Genomic DNA, 20,503 nt, shown 5'->3' with positions numbered 1-20,503 from the left:
TGGACGATCGCCAGCGGCGATACTCGTTCAGTCCTCCAGCCCGTATTCGTCGAACCAGTAGGCGAGTTTGCCGCGCCGGCTCACGGCCCGCATCCGCGCCTCGGCGGCGTGCCGCGTCTTGCTGGTGGTGACGATGAGCAGTTCGTCGCCGACGGCGATGCGGGTGTCCGGCAGCGGGACGAACGTGCGGCCGTTGCGGATGATCAACGTGATGACCGCGGGATCAGGAAGCCGCAATTCGAGGATCGTCACGTTGTGGAGCCGGGAATGGGGCTGCACGGTCATGGTCAGCAGCTCGGCGTCGAGCACATCAAGCGGAGCGGCTTCGACCTGGATCTCGCGGGTGATGTCGCGGGTGATCAGACCCAATGCATTGGCCACGAATCGAATACTGGGCGCCTGCACCAGGGTGAAGATCACCACGAGGACGAACACGATATTGAGCAGCCGGTAGCTGTCGGGCACGCCGGCGACGATCGGGAAGGTCGCCAGCACGATCGGCACCGCACCGCGTAACCCGGCCCACGATAGAAAGAGTTGTTCGCGCAACGGGATCCGGAATCCGGCCAGGGACAGCACGACCGATACCGGCCGGGCGATCAGCAGCAGCACCAGCCCGATGACGATCGCCGGGATGATGTCGCCGGCCAGATCGTGCGGGTTCACCAGCAACCCGAGGAGCACGAACAGCCCGATCTGGGCCAGCCAGCCCACCCCCTCGGCGAAGGAACGGGTGGCGGACTTGTGCGGCAGGCCCGAGTTTGCGAGGACCACCGCGGACAGGTACGCGGCGATGAAACCGCTCGCGTGGGCACTGCCCGCGGCGGCGAACGCAATGAAACCCAGTCCGAAGGTAGCGATCGGGTAGAGACCCGAGGCGGGCAGCGCGATCCGGCGCAAGGCGAACGCACCGGCGAACCCCACGCCCAAGCCCAGCAGAGAACCGGTGACCAGTTCGTAGAGCAGGTCGGTGATGGCACCTTCGGGGTGGAACACGAACGGCACCACGCTGAACATCAGCACGAGGATCACCGCGGGCGCGTCGTTGAAACCGGATTCGGCCTCCAACAGGCCCGCCAGCCGTCGCGGCAGCGGCAGGATCCGAAGCACCGAGAACACCGCGGCCGCGTCGGTGGAGGCCACGATCGCCCCGAGCAGTAGCGCGAGTTGCCAGTCCATGCCCAGCAGCAGGTGCGCACCGAAGGCGGTGATGAGGGTGCTGACCACCACGCCGACGGTGGCCAGCACCGAGGCGGGTGCCAGTACGCCGCGGATATCGGAGAACCGAGTGGTCAAACCACCTTCGACCAGCACGATCGCCAGTGCGGTGGTGCATACATTGCGGGCCAGTTCGACGTTGTTGAACTCCAGCCCGATCCCGTCGACGCCCAGCACCATGCCGACGAGCAGGAAGAACAGCAGGCTGGGGAACCCGATCCGGGTCGCCACGCGCGTGCCGATGATGCTCGCCAGGAGCACGATGCCGCCGGTGAGCAAGGTCAGGTACAGCTGGTTCAGGCTCATCGGGATTTAGTTAATCAGGACGAAGGGTCGTGAGTGTGCCGTGCGAATAGGCGAAAATGGCTGAGTGGCGGAACGGAACATGCGAGTAGTGGTTGCCGGTGCGGGCAATGTGGGCCGTTCCGTTGCGCGCGAGTTGCTCGAGAACGGTCATAAGGTCTTGCTGATCGAGCAGCTGCACCGCCGATACGAGCCGCACACGGTGCCGGGCGCCGACTGGTTGCTGGCCGACGCCTGCGAGCTCTCGGCGATGGAGGAGGCCGGGATCGAAACCTGCGACGTGCTGATCGCCGCCACCGGTGATGACAAGTCCAATCTCGTGGTCGGGTTGCTGGCCAAGTCCGAGTTCGGCGTGCCGCGGGTGGTGGCCCGCATCAATGACATCCGTAACCAATGGTTGTTCGGTCAGGACTGGGGCATCGATGTCGCGGTGTCGACGCCGGGCTCGTTGGTGGCCGGTGTCGAGGGCGCCATCGATGTCGGGCACATGGTGCGGTTGATGACACTGCGCGGGGGCCGGGTGGAGCTGACCAAACTCACGCTGCCCGAAGACAACCCCGTGGTCGGTCAGCGGGTGGACCGCCTGGATCTGCCGGTCGACACCGCGCTGGTCACCGTGGTCCGCGGCAACAAGGTCAGGTTGCCCAAGCCCGACGATGTGCTCGAAGCCGGCGACGAGCTGCTGTTCACCGCCAACCGCACCTCGGAGAATTCGCTGCTGGCCGCCATCCACGGTGGACAGTTCCTCAGGGAAGTGGTTTCCGAGGAGCCGTAGGTCGTCGTCGCCTTTCTCGACAAGGTCGCACTCGCGATCCAGTCGGCTGTGCCATCAGCTCACCTGATGTGCAAACACTTCCGGCAGGTCAGCGCGCCCTGGACCACCAGGGCTGGCTGCATCCGACATGGCCCCAGGGGCTAGGCGACTTTCGGTGGTGGTTGGGGTTGGAAGGGTTGGTACCACCACCATTCGGCGCGTTCCCCGGTCGGTCCGGGACACGGTGGAACATCCGGTGGGGGTGTCGTGGGTGGACGGGCCAGCGACCCGCCGTGCAACGGTCTGCCGGCACTGTCGGTGACCACCAGCCGATCAGCGGGCCCGGTGATCGTGATGAGGCGGCGGTGGTGCAGCCGGTGGTGATACGGGCAGACCAGCACCAGGTTGTCCAGTTCGGTGGATCCGCCGTCCTCCCAATGCACGATGTGGTGGGCGTGCAGACCGCGGGTGGCCCCGCAGCCAGGCACCGCACAGCAGCGGTCGCGGTGCTCGAGGGCCCGGCGCAGCCTGCGGCTGATCTGCCGGGTGCTGCGCCCGGCGCCGATCACCTGCCCGGATCGTTCGAACCAGGCTTCGTAGGTGGTGTCGCACAGTAGGTAGCGTCGTTCTTCGTCGGTCAGCAGCGGCCCCAGATGCAGTGCGGCGACCGGTTTGTCGCCGTCCTTGTCCAGGTCGACATGCACGACCACCGTGGTGTGCTGCCCATGCGGACGACGCGCTGCCTCGGTGTCCCAGCCGGCCTCGATGACACTCATGAATGCATCCACGCTGTCGGGAAACGGCTGCTGCTGCCCGTTGTCGCCGTCGGAGTGGTTGTCGTCGGTGTCGTGATCGCGCTTCCAGTCGGCGATCAGCCCATCGTGATGGGCTTGCCGGGCGGCGTCGAACTTCGCCGCCTCGATCCGCGGCAACCGGATCCGGTAGGTCGTGTACTCGTCGTTGACGGTTTTGGTGATCGAGCGTTCGGGTTCGGGCTGTGCATCGGGTTCGGGGCGTGGCTCGAGCTTTACGGCCGTGCGCAGCTGAGTAACCGTCGCCATCGCCGCCAACTCCGCATAGTGCTCATCGGATCCGTCGGCAGCCTTCTCGGCGATCACCCCGACCTGATCCAGCGACAGCCGACCCTCCCGCATGTCTTCGGCGCAGCGGGGGAACTCCTCGAGCCGCCGCGAGACGGCCACCACGGTCTCCGCGTTGCGCGGGCTGACGCCGGTCTTCCAGGCCACCAGCGCCTTCATCGAGCGGGCGCCGGTGGTACCGCACAACTCGTCGCGTTCCATCTCGGCGACGATCTCGACGATGCGTCCGTCGATCGCGTTACGTTGGCCGGTCAGCTCCTCCAACTCCTCGAACAACGCCTCCAACCGCTGCGCAGGACTCACTTCAGCGTCGAAAGTGGCTGCGGCCGAGGACATAACCCCATCATCGCAGAGGGGTACGACAAGTTCTGGATCAAGCTTTAGTCTGATGCCATGGACGCCGAAGACGCCGAACCGGAACGCCGGCTGGTCATCAGGGTCAACTCGAACGCCAAGATGTCGCGCGGTAAGGCCGCGGCGCACGCGGTGCATGCGGCGCTCAAGCTCTACGGCATCGAATACGAGCATCCGGTCATCGTGATCGGCGGTAAGCCCGACGAGATCCTGGCGCAGACGGTGCACGTGCGCGACGCCGGGCGCACCGAATTGGAGCCCGGCACACTGACTGCGGGGGCGAGCTGGGAGTACAAGGACGAACCCGACGAGGCCGACGATTAGCCGCTAACCCGTTGCGGCCGTGTGCTCCCCGTGCCCCGGATGCTCGGGCAGCGTCAATCCCAGATGCTCGCGCAGGGTCGTTCCCTTGTAGTCGGTGCGGAACACACCGCGCTCCTGCAGGAGCGGGACGACGCGCTCGACGAACGGGTCGAGCCCGCCCGGGGTGACGTGGGGGACCAGGATGAATCCGTCGCTGGCATCGGATTGCACGAGAAGGTCGATCGATTCGGCGATCGTGGCGGCCGACCCGACGAAGTTCTGCCGCCCGGTCACCTCGACGATCAGCTCACGGGTGGTCAGGTTCTGTGCCTCGGCCTTGGCGCGCCATTCGTTGGCGACCGCGATCGGGTCCCGGTGCATCCGCACACTGGCCCGGCCCTTGGCGATGGTGTTCTCACCGACCACCGGGTCGACCGAGGGTAATGGCCCGTCCGGGTCGTGATCGGAAAGGTCCCGGTTCCATAGCTGTTCGAGGAACTTGATCGCGGTGGCGGGGGACACCTGGGCCAGACGCACCTCGTGGGCCAGGTCGGCGGCCTCGTCGTCGGTGTCCCCGAGGACGAAGGTGGCCGCGGGCAGGATCAGCAGCTGGTCGTGACGGCGGCCGTACTTGGCCAGGCGGCCTTTGACGTCGGCATAGAACTTCTGACCGTCCTCCAGCGTCCCGTACCGCGAGAAGATGGCATCGGCGGCCGCCGCGGCGAACTCACGCCCGCGATCGGAGTCCCCGGCCTGGAAGATCACCGGACGCCCCTGCGGGCTGCGGGGGACGTTGAACCGGCCACTGATATCGAAATGATCGTTGCGGTAGGCGAACTCACCGGCAGCCGGATCGGACAGGAACACACCCCGGTCTTTGTCGGCGACGATTTCGTCACCGTGCCAGGAGTCGAACAACGTATGGGTGGCGGCCAGGAAGCTCTCGGCGCGCTCGTAGCGCTGGTTCTCGGGCAGGAAGCCGCCGCGGCGGAAGTTCTCGCCGGTGAAGGCATCCCAGGAGGTGACGACGTTCCAGGCGGCCCGGCCGTCGGACAGGTGGTCCAGCGAGGCGAATTGCCGTGCCACTTCATAGGGTTCATTGAAGGTCGAGTTGATGGTGCCGGTCAGCCCGAGCCGATCGGTCACCGCGGCCAGCGCCGCCAGCACCGTGAAGGTGTCCGGGCGCCCGACGACGTCGAGGTCATAGATCTGGCCGCCTTGTTCGCGCAGTCGCAGCCCCTCGGCCAGGAACAGGAAATCGAACTTGCCGCGTTCGGCGGTCTGCGCGAACCGGACGAACGAATCGAATTCGATATGGCTGCCGGATTCGGGGTCGCTCCACACCGTGGTGTTGTTGACCCCCGGGAAATGTGCGGCCAGGTGAATCTGTTTGACGGGCTTGCTCATGGGCGTTTCCTGGTCCGTGTCAGACGGTCGTGTAGCGGTTGGCGGGGCGGGTGAGGCCGAGCAGCCCACGCAGCGTGGATGCTTCGTAAGCCTCGCGGAACAGACCGCGGCGCTGCAGGTCGGGGACCAGTGCATCGGTGATCTGCTGCAGGTCGTGAGGCAGGGATGCCGGGCGAAGCCGGAAGCCGGTGGCGCCGGCGGTGTGCCAGTCCTGCAACAGATCGGCCAATTGGCTCGCTGTCCCGACGAAAATCTCGGCGTCACTGCGGTATTCGGTGCCGGCCAGCTCATCGAGGCGGTCGCGTCGGGCCTGCGCCCCGTCGGTCGTGTCGTCGAGGAACACCACCAGGTCGGCGAATACCCGCACCGGCGGGGCCTGCGTGGGGCGGAGCGCGGCGATGGTGTCGACCAGGGCGGTGACTTCGTCGGCGCTGTGCGGGGTGACGAAGCCGATGTCAGTGCTGTCCGCGATGAGTTGGTAGGCGGGGTCGACGTGGCCGAGCGCGGCCACGATGGGTTGGCCCTGCGGTGGCCGCGGGGTGATGGAAGGCCCCTTCACCGAGAATGTCGCGCCCTCGAAATCGATGTAGTGCAGTTTGTTTCGGTCGATGAACCGTCCACTGGCCACGTCGCGGATCTCGGCGTCGTCCTCCCAGCTGTCCCACAAGCGGCGCAGCACTTCCACGTAATCCGCGGCCTCGCCGAACAATTCGGTGGTGAGCATGGCGCGGTCCTCGGGCAGTTCGCGCCGGCCGAAGTGGGCTGCGGCATCCCGGCGGGAGGACACCTGGACCCGTACCCCGGCCCGGCCGGTGCTCACAAAGTCGAGTGTCGCGATGGCCTTGGACGCGTGGAACGGCTCGGTGTGGGTGGTGACGACGGTGGGCACCAACCCGATATGTCGGGTGCGGGGCGCGACGCGCGCCGCGATGAGCACGGCGTCGAGGCGGCCGCGCACTCGGTCGGTGCGGTCGTCGGGGCGGAATGGATGATCGGACTGCAGCGTGAGTCCGTCTTCGATCGTGACGAAATCCAGTAGTCCGAGTTCGGCCTGGCGGACCAGGTCGGTCCAGTACCGCGGCGCGAGCGTCTCGGTAGGGCGGGCCAGAGGCTCGCGCCAGGATGCCGGGTGCCAGCCGGTGCCATCGAGTGCGACGGCGAGGTGCAGTGGGGTGCCCATCGACGGTTCTCACTTTCAGTCGCGGTCTCTGGCGACAACGCGAGCTCACACCCGGGTAATCCCGGGCGGGAGCCGCTGCGAGTGTCCAACCCAGTCTGACCTGGATGAAGAGATCCACGCAGGGTGATGCGAAACCGGTGATGGTCGGCGGGGGGTCAGGCCTGGGCCCAGGGTGTCACCCGGGGAATCCACCGCGGCACGTGCCGGCGGTACGCCTCGTACTGCGCGCCGAACCGCCGGAGGAGGTGCGGTTCCTCGATGGTCGGGATGGCGATGGCGACGATCGTGGCGAACAGGGCAAACCAGGCGAACAGCCAGGGGGAAGCTGTAGCGACGGCGGTACCGAGCTGGATACAGAACACCGCTGTCATCATCGGGTTCCGGACGTGCCGATACGGTCCTCGCAGGACCAGGTGGACCGGGGAGCCGATACCCAACGTGCCTTCGCCGACGCGGTCGAACAACACCACAGTCCAGACCAGGAACCACAGCCCGAGCGCGATCAGTGCGGCTCCCACGAGGGCGAGGAGGACGCCTGTCGGGGTGCTGAGGTCGGGTGCTTTCACCCCGGTGAGCCAGATGATCAGGCCCGGAATGAAGACCGTCATGGTCGCCGGGGCGATCAGCACGGATATCAGGTGTCGCCACCAGAGGCGCCGTTTCGTCATGTCGAACTCCTTTCTTCAACTCATGTTGAAGAAAAACGCTACGCTCGCCTCCTGCATAGGTCAACGGGTGTTGAAGTAAGCTCCGGCCATGTCGGAGACCCGGCGGAGCGGCCGGTGGCGCACCGGTCAACAGAACAAACAGCGGATCATCGATGCGGCCCGCGAGCACTTCATGCGCGCCGGCTATGAGCGCGCGACGGTGCGCGGAATCGCCACCGATGCCGGGGTCGATGTCGCGATGGTCTACTACTTCTTCGGCAACAAAGAGGGCTTGTTCAATGCGTCGGTGCTCGATACTCCGCAGCATCCGTTGCACCAGTTGGCGCTGTTGCTCGACGAGGGAACCGCGGATATCGGCGCACGTCTGGTCCGTGACGTCGTCCAACGCTGGGACGCCGCCTCGTTCGATCCCTTGCTGATGGTGTTCCGGTCCGCGGGCGTCCAGCCGTTGGCGCGCAAGCTCTTACACGATTCCCTGGCCGGACCGGTGGCCCAACGGGTGGCGACGGAGTTCGGCGTCGACGATGCCGAGCTTCGAGTCGAATTGGTGACCGTGCACCTCGTCGGACTGGCGTTCGCGCGGTATCAACTCAAGATCGAACCGATGGCGTCGGCCGGTGTCGACGAGCTCGTCGCCTGGATGGGGCCGACCGTGCAGCGCTACCTGACGGATCCGAATCCCTAAGCGCGTAATAGAGCCGACCAGGGATGGTCGGGGCAGAGCCGGGTCAGCCAGCTCAGGAGCCGTGTTCGCCCCGTGCTCGTCAGTCGTGGTGCTACGCGGCGGAAGTCCTGCTCGTCTTTGGCGGCAGTGCGGTGCGCCTTGAATAGGAGCGCGACTTCCGGCACCAGGTAGGGGATTCCGTCGCGGAAGCCGATCAGTTCCGGGTAGGGCAACGTGATCGACGGATCGCGCCGACACAACCATTGATCCCCGCTGTGCGGCTCGCGGAAGACATCGAGGTGATACCGCCCGGTGGTCGGGTCGCGGCACCAGGTTTGGTGCAGGGCGGGGTGATCGCTCACGTCCGAGTAGGGCCACAACCGGCCGGCACCTGCCACGTCCCAATCGAATCCGTCCAGTGCGGCGGCGATCTGCGGAAAGTCTCGGCGGGGAACGGCAATCTCGATGTCGGCGTGTGGCCGCGGCGGATCACCGAGGTACAGGTCGATCGCCCATCCTGCGGCTACGCACCACGGAGTATCGACGCCGGCCAACCGGCGGGCCACCTCGGCCGGAGTCCATGGGTCCCAAAGCTGGTCGGCCTCATCGGCGCTTATTGCCAGGCCGTGCGGGGGAAGGTCATCAGACATCGGCATCCAATATCCTCCGTGGCCGCAGCCGTCCGCGCAGCACCGCCATGATCGGGCGCGGATCGGCGCGCCCGTCGCGCCGGAACGGCATCGAGTCCCGAGATGCACTGATCCACTCGGAGCGGGCCATGTCATCGAGGAACAACCGGCGACCGGCCCGGCCGGCGAGCAGATGCAACAGCAGCGTTCCGGTGCGCCCATTGCCTTCGCGGAACGGATGGATCTGGTTGTAGTCGGCATAGATTCGGGCCAGCCGATAGGACAGCGTGCCGTCGTCGATCTCGGTGCCCTCGTCGGTGAGTCTGCCGATCTCGGTGTGCAGTGCCTCCAGGGCGTGTGGAATGCGGGCACACGGGCCGAACGCGCTGTCACCCTTGCGGAGTTCGACGATGCGCGGCTCGCCTGCCCACGCGTACACATCCCCGAACACATGCTGATGCAGTGACCGGATGTCCAGATCGGTGTCCTGGGTGCGCAGGTGCACCTGCAGGATTCGGCCGGCGGTCGCCACGAATTCCAGCTGCGCGAGCACCGTTGCGTCCTGCACGCCGAAGTTGTTGCGCAGCACCGACGTTCCCGGGATGAAATACGGGCGGCGGCGGGCGAACACCCGGCGGCGTGGCGGTGGGGCAGAGGTGGGGAGTTGCCGCCCCAGGTACTCGCCGAAGGTCTCCGCACCGGACAGTAAGGCGGTCAGGGAATCGATCTGCTCCGGTGTGGGCTGCCAGCCCTCCAGGCGTTCGGCGGCGATGGTCTGGGCCAGGGCATGACGGTCGGCCCCATCGAGTTCGGCTACCACGAGGAGAACGTCGAGGTCGACGCCAGGTAGTCGAGTTTGCGTCGGACGCCGGTGAGTTCACGCCCGATGCTGCGCAGGGCGGTGCGGTCCTGCGGCGGGAGTTCTGACAATTCGACCCGCTCCGCGAAACCGGCGGAGTCGCCGTCGGAAGCCGGCCAGCGGGCGGCCCGCACCCGCCAGCGGATGCTCGACCCGATCGCGTGACATTTCGCAAGCACCCGGGCGTCGTCGGCATCGAGGTAGCGGGTGCCGGCCGCCGCGGCGATCCGGTCGGCGGTGGGCAGTGCGTCGGACCCGCAACTCAGCGCGGCCCAGCGTGCGATGCGGACAACCGGGTCCACCGCGGCGAGTTTGATGTCGACGCTGCCCTCGCTGGACGTCAGCGCGCGTAGCCGAGACGGGACGTGGGCGCGGGGGAAGGTGGAGTCCTGCAGCATCGCGGCCAGCGCCGCGGGTTGCGCCCGCGCTGCGATACCGACCTGATCACGGATGTCGGGTCCGTCACCGACGGGGACGGCGTCGGCCAGCAGGCCGATCATCACCACACCTCGATCGGCAGCCGGGTCGGCGGCCCACCGGCCGATGCCGACCGCCCAGTCCTGGGCGGTGCGGTTGAACCGCGTCCGGGAGGCGACTGCACCGTTGTCGTCGGCACGGATCCCGCAACAGGCCAGTAGATCGTGGACATGCGCGGCCTGCGTCAGAGCCGACTCTACTGTCACGTCGGGGCTGCGGACCACCAGGGTTTCCAGGTCTGATCCAGGCAGTGCATCGCCGCGGCCGACGCTGCCCGAGGTGTACCAGTAGAGGCGGGGGGTCACCAACCGCGCTGCGGTCGACAGCGCGGCGCGGACCACGGCCGACCACGCCTCGGCGACCGGGGCGGCCCCGACGCGGGTGTCGATCACTTTTGTCACCGCATCGTGGGCTGCGGCAGCGGCCGTCACCAGGTCGCCCTCGCTGTCCGCCGACGCGATCCGCCGGTGGGCATCGTCCAACGGAGCCACAGCCATGTCGGCGATTGTGACAGGCGATGGGTCCGGTGAGGATTCGGCAACCCAATGCTTACTGCTGGCTACATGAACGAAACACGTGGGTGACAGCTCGGACACGCCGAGAGGCTTATCTGTCAAGTGACAGTTAAGGAGCTGGCGGCATCGCCCCCGAGCCTGAGAGAAACGCCTATGACCAGCAGCGCTACCGAGAGCCAGCGAGATGTGGCCGGCCGTCTTGGCGACCATGACGACCTGGCCGAGTTTGGTTACGACCAGCAGTTGCACCGTCGGCTCGGCAAGTTCGAATCGTTCGCCGCGGGCTTCTCGTTCGTGTCCATTCTGACCACCATCTTCCAGTTGTTCGGCCTCGGGTTCGGCTTCGGCGGTCCCGCCTTCTTCTGGACCTGGCCCGCGGTGTTCCTCGGCCAGTTCCTCGTTGCGCTGTGCTTCGCCGAGTTGGCCGCGCGCTACCCGATCTCGGGGGCCATCTATCAGTGGTCCCGGCGGATGGGTGGCGAGGTGATCGGCTGGTTCGGCGGCTGGTTCATGATCCTGGCGCAGATCGTCACCGCGTCGGCTGCGGCGATCGCGCTGCAGGTGGTGCTGCCCACGATCTGGTCCGGATTCCAGATCATCGGCGAGGACCCGGCCCTGACCTCACCGAGCGGGGCGGCCAACGCGGTACTGCTCGGCACGGTCCTGCTGGTGCTCACCACCACGATCAATTGCCTTGGTGTCAAATGGATGTCGCGCGTCAACAGCGCCGGCGTGATCTGCGAGATCGTCGGTGTCATCGCGGTCATCGGGGTGTTCTTCACCCATGCCCAGCGCGGCCCGCAGGTGGTTTTCGACACCGGCCACGCCGGCGGCCAACCCGGCTACGTGTGGGCCTGGATCATGTCCGGGCTGATGGCGGCCTACGTCATGGTCGGTTTCGGCTCGGCGGGTGAACTCGCCGAGGAGACCCGCAATCCGCGTCGCGTCGCGCCCCGCACCATCCGTCTGGCCCTGTCGGTCTCGGCACTCGGCGGCGGGCTGATGATCTTGGGCGCGCTGATGGCGGCCCCGAGCCTGACCGACGGACGCCTGGCCACCGAAGGTCTGCCGTACGTACTCGACACCGTGCTGTCCTCACCGTGGGGCACGGTCCTGCTGATCGACGTCTGTATTGCGATCACGATCTGTACCTTGGCAATTCAGACGGCCGCCTCCCGGCTGATGTTCTCGATGGCACGTGACGGGCGACTGCCGGCGTCGGCGATCCTGTCCCGGGTCAACAGCCACACCGGAACACCCATCTGGCCGTCGGTGCTCATCGGCCTGCTGTGCATCGGGGTGTTGCTGGTCAACGTCGGCAATTCGGCGATCTTCGCGACCCTGGCCAGCGTCTGCATCATCCTGATCTACCTGGCATATCTGCTGGTGACCGCTCCGCTGCTGTATCGCCGGCTCAAAGGCTGGCCGGCCCAGCGCAATCAGGTCGATGCCGAAGGGTTGCCGCTGTTCTCACTCGGCAAATTCGGCCTCGTCGTGAACGTCCTGGCGGTGCTCTACGGCGCCGTGATGATCGTCAACCTCGGGTGGCCGCGTGCCGAGATCTTCAACCCCACAGGTGAACTGCCGATCCTGCAATGGGCCGGACCCCTGAGCATCGCGGCCGCCGTCGTCCTCGGCGCACTGTGCTTCCCGCGCGGCAAGACCCACCCCAATCCCGTCACGATCGGAGCCTGACCGATGACTACCGCGACAACCACAGGCGCCCGCGACCACGCCCGGGCCCAGGCCGGCACCCTCACCGACTCGATGCCCGTCGTACCAGCATCGGCGTGGCCCACGCCGCCGCAGAACGTTGCACCTGAGCAATTGACGTGGGCTGAAACAGTTCCCGGCGGCCGCTACACCAGCAAGGTGCTGGCCCGCGGCACCCGGCTGCGTTTGCGTGATCTGGACGGCACCGCGTGCGCTCACCTGCTGCTGTGGCGGGCCGACGCACCCTGGGAGCGGCTCAACGTCGCCGACACGGTGAAAGTGCCCTGGCAGGCCTACCTTTCGACAGGACATCCGCTGCTCAGTGACCAGGGGCGGGTGCTGGCCACCCTGGTGTCGGACACCTCGGGGCACCACGACGCGTTGTGCGGCACGACCACCCGGACCGGCAATGCGGTCAAATACGGTGCGGGCGAGGTGGAGTCATCCAGCCCTGCCGGGCGTGAACTGCTCGCCCTAGCCGCGCTCAAGAACGGCCTGACCCGTCGCGACGTGGCACCGAGCCTGTCTTTCTTCCACGGTGTGCGGGTGGACGCCGACGGCACGCTGGTGTCCACCGGATCGGCCGGTGCCGGCACCGCCGTCGAACTGGTCACCCATCTCCCGCTGATCGTGGCGATCGCCAATACCGCCCACCCACTGGATCCGGCACCGCAGTTCACCGTCGGCCCGCTTGAGGTCCTGGCTTGGTCGGCGCCCGGCGACCTGGCCGAGATCGGCGCCACGGTCGGTGACCGCGATCCCGAATATCAACGCGCCTACCTGAATTCCGAAGACGTTTGGAGTGCCCGATGACGATCACCGCCGCCAACACCCTTGTCGATGAAATCGTCGCACCGCGCGCCCCGTGGTCGAAGATCGTGTGCGCCGGGGATGTGCTCACCATCGTCGACCTGTACGGCAACCAAGCTGTGGACACCCTGTTCTACGGCGCCGAGGACCACACCGTGCGCTACAGCGCTCCGGCCACGATAGTGGCACAGGGCAACATCTTCCTGACCACCGGATCGGTACTGCGCGACAGCGACGGCGAGCCGATGCTGACCATCGTCGATGACGAGGTCGGTTATCACGACACCCTCGGCGGGGCCTGCTCGCAGGAATCGAACACCTTGCGCTACGGGCACCACACCAAACACCAGCACGCCTGCGTGGAGAACTTCATCGGCGAGGGTGCCCGGTGGGGGCTGACCAAGGCCGACATCGTCAGCAACATCAACTTCTTCATGAATGTCCCGGTGGACCCCGACGGCTCACTGGGCATCGTCGACGGCCTCTCCGCTCCGGGTAAGACCGTGTCGCTGCGCGCCGAGATCGACACCTTGGTGCTGGTGTCGAACTGCCCGCAGATCAACAACCCGTGCAACGGATTCGACCCGACGGCCGTGCGGATGATCGTGACGCGCCCGTGACCACGATGGAAGTCATCCGGCCCGGCATGGCCACCACGGTCCAGGATTGGCCGGGTCGGACCGGGTACTGGCAGATCGGGGTGCCGCCGTCGGGCCCCATGGACGATGTGTCCTTCCGGCTGGCCAATATCGCGGTGGGCAATCCGGAGGGCGCGCCCGGTCTCGAGGCCACGATGGGCGGGCCGGCGTTGCGGTTCGACACCGACACCTGGGTATGCGTCACCGGTGCGCCTGCACCGGTGACCGCCGACGGGACGCGGGTCGCGCAGTGGGTGCCCGTCCTGGTCAAGGCCGGCCAGGTCCTGGACGTGGGAATGGTCGACGGCCCGGGCCTGCGGATCTACATCGCGCTGGCGGGCGGGCTGCAGTCCGATGAATACCTGGGCAGTGCATCGACATTCACTCTCGGCCGGTTCGGCGGCCACGAGGGCCGGGCGCTGGCCGTGGGGGACAAGCTGGAAACCCTGGATGTGCCGACCGGAACACGGCGCCGCATCCTGTTCGAGGAACAGCCGGCCATCAGCAACCACTGGTACATCGCGGTGACCGTCGGCCCGCACTCCGCGCCGGAGTTCTTCACGCGCAACGACATCGACACACTGCTCAACCATGACTACGAGGTGCACTTCAACTCCGACCGCACCGGCGTCCGGTTGATCGGACCGAAACCGGAATGGGCCCGCCCCGACGGCGGCGAAGCCGGATTGCACCCGTCGAATATCCACGACAACGCCTATTCGGTGGGTTCGCTCGACTTCACCGGGGACACCCCGATCCTGCTCGGCCCGGACGGCCCGAGCCTCGGCGGTTTCGTCTGCCCCGTCACCGTCACCGCTGCCGACCGCTGGAAACTGGGTCAACTCGCCCCCGGCGCCACCATCCGGTTCGTCCCGGTCCGGGCGTCCGCGGCACCCGCGCCGGCCACGGTCGGTCCTGCGCGGCGCGCCTCGATCCCCGCGGTGTTCTCCGCCGGCGGTGACGAGGACGACGGAATCATCGCCGGCACAACCTCATCCGATGGCACGACGGCAGTCACCTACCGCCGGATCGGGGACGACAACGTCCTGGTCGAGTACGGCGAGATGCGACTGGACCTGGCGCTGCGGGCCCGTGCCCACGCACTGCACCACGCGCTCGAACAACACCGGCCGGACGGGCTGATCGACCTCACACCCGGGATCCGTTCGCTGCAGGTCAAGGTGGACCCGGCCCGGCTCCCGCAGGCCAAGCTGGTGCCGCTGCTCACCGAGCTCGAAGCGTCGTTGCCCGCCGCGCAGGATCTCGTGGTGCCCAGTCGCACCGTGCGGTTGCCGCTGAGCTGGGACGACCCGTCGACCCGGGAAGCGATCGAACGCTACATGCACGGCGTGCGCGCCGACGCGCCGTGGTGCCCGTGGAACATCGAGTTCATCCGCCGGATGAACGGCCTGGCCTCGGTCGACGATGTGCACCGAATCGTCTATGACGCCGAGTATCTGGTGCTCGGTCTCGGCGATGTCTACCTGGGTGCGCCGGTCGCCACCCCGCTGGATCCGCGTCACCGTCTGGTGACGACCAAGTACAACCCGGCGCGGACCTGGACCCCGGAGAACGCGGTCGGTATCGGTGGGGCATACCTGTGCATCTACGGGATGGAGGGGCCGGGCGGATACCAGTTCGTCGGCCGCACCACCCAGATCTGGAACCACCGGCACCCACTGGTGGCCCAGGGCTTCGAACCCGAACACCCCTGGCTGTTGCGGTTTTTCGACCGCATCCAGTGGTATCCGGTGTCCGCCGAGGAGCTACTGGACCTGCGTGCCGACATGGCCGCCGGACGCGGCCAGGTCGAGATCACTGACGGAACGTTCTCACTGGCCGAGCATGAGCGGTTCCTGGCCGCCAATGCCGGGGACATCGCGGCGACCCGCGCGACGATGGAAGCCGCCCGGGGTGAGGAGCGCGAGCGTTGGGCAGCGGCAGGAGAATTCGCACGAAAGGAGTCTGCGTGACCCGCATTGCCGAGATCTACCGCGCCATCGCCGAGAGCGGACGCGACGAGGTGTTCATCCACCTGCGCCCGCAAGCCGAGGTGGAGTACGAACACCGCGCCGCGCTTGCCGGTGACGGCCCACTGGCCGGGTTGCTGCTCGCCGTCAAGGACAACGTCGACGTGGCCGGGATACCGACCACTGCGGCGTGCCCGGATTTCCGTTATATTCCCGATGCCGACGCACCGGCGGTGACCGCTCTCAAGGCCGCCGGTGCTGTCGTCATCGGGAAGACCAACCTCGACCAGTTCGCCACCGGATTGGTGGGGACACGCAGTCCCTATGGCGCCGTGCGGGATTCCCGCCGACCGGACTACATCTCCGGCGGGTCGAGTTCGGGGTCGGCGGTGGCCGTCGCGCTCGGCTTCGCCGACATCGCCATCGGCACCGACACGGCAGGGTCAGGTCGCGTTCCGGCCGGACTGCAGGGCATCGTCGGAATCAAAGCCACGGTCGGCCTGGTCTCCACCGAGGGTGTGGTCCCGGCTTGCGCGAGCTATGACTGTGTGACGATCTTCGCCGCTGACCTGGTCACTGCCCAGTCGGCGATGGCTGTGATGAGTGCCGGTGCGCCGCAACGGCAGTGGCCGGCCGACGTCCCTTTCGCCGCGCCGGTGACTCCCAGAATCGCGATACCGGACACATTGGCCGGGCTCGATGATGACTGGCAGGCCGCGTTCGGCGCTGCCGTACGCCAGGCGAACGACGCCGGATTCGACACGGTCCCGATCCCGCTGGACGACTTCTTCGCCGCCGCCAACCTTCTTTACAGCGGCGCACTTGTGGCTGAAAGGTGGGATGCGGTAGGGGAGTTCGTCGGCGCAGCCGGTCCCGATGCCAGGCTGGACCCGACGGTGTCGGCCATCATCACCGCCGCTGGAGCGCATTCGGCGGCGGATCTGCTGCGGGACCGGCGGCGGGTCGAGGAGCTCAGAGCCAAAGCGCTGGCCCAGCTCGCCGGTTGTCATGCGCTCATGGTCCCGACGGCTCCCGAGCATCCCCGCATCGACGAGGTCGCGGCCGACCCGGTCGCGGTGAACTCCCGGATGGGCCGGTACACCAACTTCTGCAACCTGTTCGACATGTGCGCCATCGCGATTCCCGCGGGGGTGGTGCCCGACGGTGCGCAGTTCGGAATCACCCTGCTGGCACCGGGATTCCACGATGGCGTCATCGCCGATCTGGCAGCTCGGTTCCTCGACGTTCCGTCGGCTGCGACCTGGCCGGAGTCGGGCGGCGCGCCACTGACCGAACTCGCGGTGTTCGGTGCGCATCTGCGCGGGCAGCCGCTGGAACATCAGCTCACCGGGCGGGGCGCGCGCTGGGCGGGTCCGATCACCACCGCGCCGCACTACCGCCTGTATGCGCTCGACACCGTTCCACCCAAGCCGGGTCTGACCCGCGTCGACGAAGGCGGGGCACCGATCGTGGGTGAGCGGTGGCTGTTGTCCCCGGCCGCACTGGGGGAGTTCCTGGCCGAGTTACCCGCGCCGATGTTGCTCGGGAAGGTGGAGCTCGACGACGGCCGCTGGATCACCGGATTCGGCTGTGACCACATCGCTCCCGCGCAAGGCCGCGACATCACCGAGTACCGGGGCTGGTTGGCCGCGATGGCGTAAGCCGGCACGAGTGGCGTGTCAGCTCCCGGGCACGATCAGCGAGACCATGGTCTCGAGCTGGCGGGCCATCTGCCGGTAACTCATCGCTCCCGATTGCGCCTGCAGCAGTGCGCCCCAGAACACTGATTCCAAGGTGGCGAGTACCTCGGGCCATGCTCCGCCGCCCAAGGCGGTCGAGATTCGGCGCGTGATCTCAACCGCGATCCGCCCACGTACATCGTCGACCATCTCGTCGTCGGTGCTCATCAGTGCCTGGGTGCAGGCGCGGGCCAACCGAGGCTCATCGGCCATCAACAGCGTGAGTGCGGTGAGCTGCTGGGTGACGCGGTCGGTGGTGCTGGTCGCGGGATCGATGTCGAGCGGCAGCTGAATCACCCGGTCGAGGTACAGCTCGGCGAACACCACCTCGATGGATGAGAAATGTGCGTAGAGCGCCGCGGGCGCCATCTTCGCGCGAGCTGCCAGCGCCGGCACCGAGACGTCGTTGTCTGCATCGAGAAGTTGCGTCGCCGCACCGAAGACACGGCGTTGCGTGCGGATGCGCTGACACTGTGCGTCGTGTAGGCGAGTGACCGTAGCCACCGCTGGCCTGGACATGTGTCCAAGATATAGATCCGCGGCACGATTGGCAATTGTTCAGTGAAATTGCTTGTATCAGCGCATTTTCGGCTGTGATTTTTGTCCAGTTCGGCCACCCCGAGCTCTAGTGGTGCCACCTGCGTCTCGCGAAATCGGACATGTGTCCAGTATGATCTGCCCAGATCTGACAGGGGAGGTCCGATGGCTTACGTGATCACGCAGAACTGCTGCAAGGACGCCAGCTGCGTGCCGGTGTGTCCGGTGGACTGCATCCGTCCGGCCGAGAGCGGGCTGGATTCCGCGTCGGCCGAGATGCTCTACATCGATCCGGAATCGTGCATCGACTGCGGAGCGTGCTTCGAGGAGTGTCCGGTCGGCGCGATCCACTACGAAGAGGACCTGCCCGGCGAACTGAAGCGGTTCAAGGACCTCAATGCCGCCTATTTCGAGCGCCATCCGCTCGAGCCGGTGATCGGACCTGCGCCGGTGTCCCGCGCGCGGGTCGAGTCGGGATCACTCCGGGTGGCCATCGTCGGATCCGGGCCGGCCGCCTGCTATGCGGCCGCCGAGTTGATCGATGTCGACGGTGTGGAGATCAACCTGTTCGAGCGGCTGCCCACGCCGTTCGGCCTGATCCGGGCGGGAGTGGCGCCCGACCACCAACACACCAAGTCGGTGGTCGACATCTTCGAGCGGGCGTTCACCAACCCGCGGTTCGCCAGCCATTTCAACGTCGAGGTCGGCCGCACCGTCAACCACGATGAGCTGCTGGCCCATCACCACGCGGTGATCTACGCGGTGGGCGCGGCCACCAGCCGGCGACTGGGCATTCCGGGTGAGGGCTTGGTGGGTCATCACGCCGCGGCCGAGTTCGTCGGTTGGTACAACGGGCATCCCGACCACGCCGGGCATCAGTTCGACCTGTCGGGCCAGCGAGCGGTCATCGTCGGCAACGGCAACGTGGCGCTCGACGTCGCCCGGGTGCTGCTGATGGACCGGGCCGCACTGGCCGCCACCGACGTCGCCCAGCACACCCTTGATGCCTTGGCCGGCAGCGCAATCCAGGAAGTGGTGATCCTGGCCCGGCGCGGCATCGGCCACGCCGCATTCTCGGCGGGGGAGTTCCTGGCCCTGGGACACCTCGAGGGTGTCGACGTCGTCGTCGACCCTGCGGACCTTCCCCGGGACGACGAGCATGACGACATCGAAGCCTCGTTCAAACTCGCCATCGCCCGGGAGTACGCCGAGCGCACCCCGACCGCTGGAAACAAGCGTGTGGTCTTCCGCTTCGGTGCTATTCCGGTCGCCGTCCAGGGTGCCGACCGGGCCGAAGGGTTGGAGATCGAGAGTGACCGACGAGGCACCGAGGTGATCGAGACGTCACTGATCTTGCGGTCGATCGGCTACCGCGGCCTGCCTGTCGCGGGACTGCCCTACGACGAGGACTCCGGAACCGTGCCCAACGAGTCCGGACGTGTCGTCGACGGTGCACCGGTGCCCGGTGCCTATGTGACCGGTTGGATCAAACGTGGACCGCGCGGGGTGATCGGTACGAACCGGTTGTGCGCCGAGCAAACAGTGGCCCAGTTGTGGGCGGATTTCGATGCCGGCCTGCTGGCCCGTGACGTAGAGGGCCGGGAGTCGCTCGATGCGCTGTTGGCCGCACGGGGAGCCGAGCCGGTCGGCTGGCCGGGTTGGCGCGCGATCGATGCCGCCGAGCGGGATCGCGGCGTGCAAGCGGCGCGGCCCCGGGTGAAGTTCGTGTCGGTCGAGGAGATGCTCAGCGCGGGCTTGCGCGGCTGACCTCGGCCTCGATCCGCGGATCGGGATCGCGCGGAGTGCGGGTGGCCAAGATCGATCCGGCGAGGATCAGCGCGAGCCCGGCCACGTTGTAGACGGTCAACGGCTCACCCAGCACGATGACCCCGGCGGCCAGCGCTACTGCGGGGTTGACGTAGGTGAACACCAGTGCCCGCGCGCCACCGACCTCGCGGATCAGCGCGAAGAACACCACGAAGGCCAGTGCCGTGCAGATCACGGCGAGTGCGGCCAGCGCGATGAGCACGCGCCGCGACGGCATCTGGTCGGGCCAGGTCAGCAGCGCCGGGGTGGTGTAGATCAGCGCCGCGATCGTCAGACACGCCGCCGTCAGCGGAAGGGTGGGTACGTCGCCCAGATAGCGCGCGGCGATCAGTGGCGCGATCGCGTAACAGGTTGCCACCAGCAGCACTTCGGCGATCGGCCAGCCGTGCCCACCGGTGAGCCCCGGCCCGGCGAGCACCGCCACTCCGGCCAGGCCAATACCAAGGCCGGTGATTCGCTTGGCGCTCAACCGTTCTCCACCGGTCAGCCGGTCGAGAACCGCGGCGATGATCGGTGCGGTGGCGATCAGCAGGCCCGTCAACGAGCTGCTCAGGTGGCGTTCGGCATCCGAGAGCAGGAACCACGCCGCGATGATCTCGAAGAACGCGAACGCCAGCACGGGCCGCCAATGCCGCAACACCGGCGCCCACGCGGCGCGAGACATCACGAGTGGCAACAACACGGCTGCGCCGACGGCCGTGCGGGCCAGGACCAGCACGGGTACCGAGACGCCGTCGACGGCGATTTTGATCAGCAGGTACGGGATGCCCCAGATGATGCTCATCGCGCCCAGCAGCAGCCAGCCCCGCACACTCACCCGATCCAGATTACGGATGCT

19 protein-coding genes are annotated in these 20,503 nt (G+C 67.1%); 9 read left to right on the top strand and 10 right to left on the bottom strand.

From position 1 onward, the window contains the following. Positions 1-27: 27 nt before the first annotated feature. Positions 28-1,524 (bottom strand): potassium/proton antiporter, encoded by a 1,497-nt coding sequence (locus ACZYZ7_RS17905; RefSeq protein ID WP_450072854.1) that lies wholly within the window; start codon positions 1,522-1,524, stop codon positions 28-30. A gap of 79 nt (positions 1,525-1,603) precedes the next feature. On the opposite strand from ACZYZ7_RS17905, the gene ACZYZ7_RS17900 reads away from it, so the two are divergent. Further along, positions 1,604-2,296: a potassium channel family protein gene (locus ACZYZ7_RS17900; protein WP_450072910.1), complete on the top strand. Its 693-nt coding sequence runs from the start codon at positions 1,604-1,606 to the stop codon at positions 2,294-2,296. A 140-nt stretch (positions 2,297-2,436) separates the two neighbouring features. Here the strand turns inward: ACZYZ7_RS17900 and ACZYZ7_RS17895 are convergent, their stop codons facing one another. Beyond that, positions 2,437-3,711, bottom strand: a complete 1,275-nt coding sequence (locus ACZYZ7_RS17895) for an HNH endonuclease signature motif containing protein (RefSeq protein WP_463741450.1) — start codon at positions 3,709-3,711, stop codon at positions 2,437-2,439. 57 nt (positions 3,712-3,768) lie between these two features. On the opposite strand from ACZYZ7_RS17895, the gene ACZYZ7_RS17890 reads away from it, so the two are divergent. Beyond that, entirely contained in the window at positions 3,769-4,053 is a 285-nt protein-coding gene (locus ACZYZ7_RS17890) for a hypothetical protein (protein WP_463741449.1), read from the top strand. A 3-nt stretch (positions 4,054-4,056) separates the two neighbouring features. Here ACZYZ7_RS17890 and ACZYZ7_RS17885 read toward each other — a convergent pair whose 3' ends face one another. From ACZYZ7_RS17885 to ACZYZ7_RS17875, 3 genes are all read right to left on the bottom strand, one after another. Next, the gene (locus ACZYZ7_RS17885; RefSeq protein ID WP_463741448.1) at positions 4,057-5,439 is read right to left on the bottom strand and encodes an NtaA/DmoA family FMN-dependent monooxygenase; all 1,383 of its coding nucleotides are present in this window, start codon (positions 5,437-5,439) and stop codon (positions 4,057-4,059) included. Between the two features lie 19 nt (positions 5,440-5,458). Further along, positions 5,459-6,619, bottom strand: coding sequence for an LLM class flavin-dependent oxidoreductase (locus ACZYZ7_RS17880; protein WP_463741447.1), 1,161 nt, complete (start codon positions 6,617-6,619; stop codon positions 5,459-5,461). Positions 6,620-6,774: 155 nt separating this feature from the next. Next, a complete protein-coding gene (locus ACZYZ7_RS17875) occupies positions 6,775-7,287 on the bottom strand; it encodes a methyltransferase family protein (RefSeq protein ID WP_463741446.1) in 513 nt (170 codons plus the stop codon). Between the two features lie 88 nt (positions 7,288-7,375). On the opposite strand from ACZYZ7_RS17875, the gene ACZYZ7_RS17870 reads away from it, so the two are divergent. Then, positions 7,376-7,972 (top strand): TetR/AcrR family transcriptional regulator, encoded by a 597-nt coding sequence (locus tag ACZYZ7_RS17870; RefSeq protein WP_450072860.1) that lies wholly within the window; start codon positions 7,376-7,378, stop codon positions 7,970-7,972. On the opposite strand, the gene ACZYZ7_RS17865 is transcribed toward ACZYZ7_RS17870, so the two are convergent. Genes ACZYZ7_RS17865 through ACZYZ7_RS17855 form a run of 3 tightly spaced genes read right to left on the bottom strand, consistent with a single transcriptional unit; the run spans position 7,969 to position 10,413 of the window. Then, complete coding sequence (locus ACZYZ7_RS17865; RefSeq protein WP_450072861.1) at positions 7,969-8,607, bottom strand: nucleotidyltransferase domain-containing protein; 639 nt, start codon at positions 8,605-8,607, stop codon at positions 7,969-7,971. The two genes, ACZYZ7_RS17870 and ACZYZ7_RS17865, sit on opposite strands and share 4 nt — an antisense overlap. After that, positions 8,594-9,400, bottom strand: coding sequence for a Fic/DOC family protein (locus tag ACZYZ7_RS17860; RefSeq protein ID WP_450072862.1), 807 nt, complete (start codon positions 9,398-9,400; stop codon positions 8,594-8,596). Before ACZYZ7_RS17860 ends, ACZYZ7_RS17865 begins: the two co-directional genes overlap by 14 nt. Continuing rightward, positions 9,394-10,413, bottom strand: coding sequence for a putative nucleotidyltransferase substrate binding domain-containing protein (locus ACZYZ7_RS17855; protein WP_450072863.1), 1,020 nt, complete (start codon positions 10,411-10,413; stop codon positions 9,394-9,396). The genes ACZYZ7_RS17860 and ACZYZ7_RS17855 overlap by 7 nt, the downstream gene beginning before the upstream one ends. A 171-nt stretch (positions 10,414-10,584) precedes the next feature. On the opposite strand from ACZYZ7_RS17855, the gene ACZYZ7_RS17850 reads away from it, so the two are divergent. From ACZYZ7_RS17850 to atzF, 5 genes are read left to right on the top strand one after another with little or no spacing between them, the layout of a single operon-like run. Next, complete coding sequence (locus ACZYZ7_RS17850) at positions 10,585-12,126, top strand: amino acid permease (RefSeq protein ID WP_450072864.1); 1,542 nt, start codon at positions 10,585-10,587, stop codon at positions 12,124-12,126. Positions 12,127-12,129: 3 nt separating this feature from the next. Continuing rightward, complete coding sequence (locus tag ACZYZ7_RS17845; RefSeq protein WP_450072865.1) at positions 12,130-12,957, top strand: urea amidolyase associated protein UAAP1; 828 nt, start codon at positions 12,130-12,132, stop codon at positions 12,955-12,957. Next, complete coding sequence (locus tag ACZYZ7_RS17840) at positions 12,954-13,574, top strand: urea amidolyase associated protein UAAP2 (protein ID WP_450072866.1); 621 nt, start codon at positions 12,954-12,956, stop codon at positions 13,572-13,574. The genes ACZYZ7_RS17845 and ACZYZ7_RS17840 overlap by 4 nt, the downstream gene beginning before the upstream one ends. Before the next feature lie 5 nt (positions 13,575-13,579). Then, positions 13,580-15,565, top strand: coding sequence for a 5-oxoprolinase/urea amidolyase family protein (locus ACZYZ7_RS17835; protein ID WP_450072911.1), 1,986 nt, complete (start codon positions 13,580-13,582; stop codon positions 15,563-15,565). Continuing rightward, positions 15,562-17,223 carry an allophanate hydrolase gene (gene atzF, locus ACZYZ7_RS17830; protein ID WP_450072867.1) on the top strand — a complete coding sequence of 554 codons (1,662 nt, stop codon included), beginning with the start codon at positions 15,562-15,564 and terminating at the stop codon, positions 17,221-17,223. Before ACZYZ7_RS17835 ends, atzF begins: the two co-directional genes overlap by 4 nt. Positions 17,224-17,241: 18 nt before the next feature. On the opposite strand, the gene ACZYZ7_RS17825 is transcribed toward atzF, so the two are convergent. Beyond that, the gene (locus tag ACZYZ7_RS17825; RefSeq protein ID WP_450072868.1) at positions 17,242-17,820 is read right to left on the bottom strand and encodes a TetR family transcriptional regulator; all 579 of its coding nucleotides are present in this window, start codon (positions 17,818-17,820) and stop codon (positions 17,242-17,244) included. A 183-nt stretch (positions 17,821-18,003) separates the two neighbouring features. Here ACZYZ7_RS17825 and ACZYZ7_RS17820 point away from each other — a divergent pair, with 183 nt between their 5' ends. Continuing rightward, positions 18,004-19,605 carry an FAD-dependent oxidoreductase gene (locus ACZYZ7_RS17820; protein ID WP_450072869.1) on the top strand — a complete coding sequence of 534 codons (1,602 nt, stop codon included), beginning with the start codon at positions 18,004-18,006 and terminating at the stop codon, positions 19,603-19,605. Here ACZYZ7_RS17820 and ACZYZ7_RS17815 read toward each other — a convergent pair. Continuing rightward, on the bottom strand, positions 19,583-20,482 hold the full coding sequence (locus ACZYZ7_RS17815) for a DMT family transporter (protein WP_450072870.1): 900 nt from the start codon (positions 20,480-20,482) through the stop codon (positions 19,583-19,585). The two genes, ACZYZ7_RS17820 and ACZYZ7_RS17815, sit on opposite strands and share 23 nt — an antisense overlap. Positions 20,483-20,503 lie beyond the last annotated feature (21 nt).

This window comes from Mycobacterium sp. IDUB_17, from assembly GCF_055419465.1.
The sequence above is the reverse complement of the archived record's forward strand: the minus strand, read 5'-3'. Positions and strand labels throughout refer to the sequence as shown.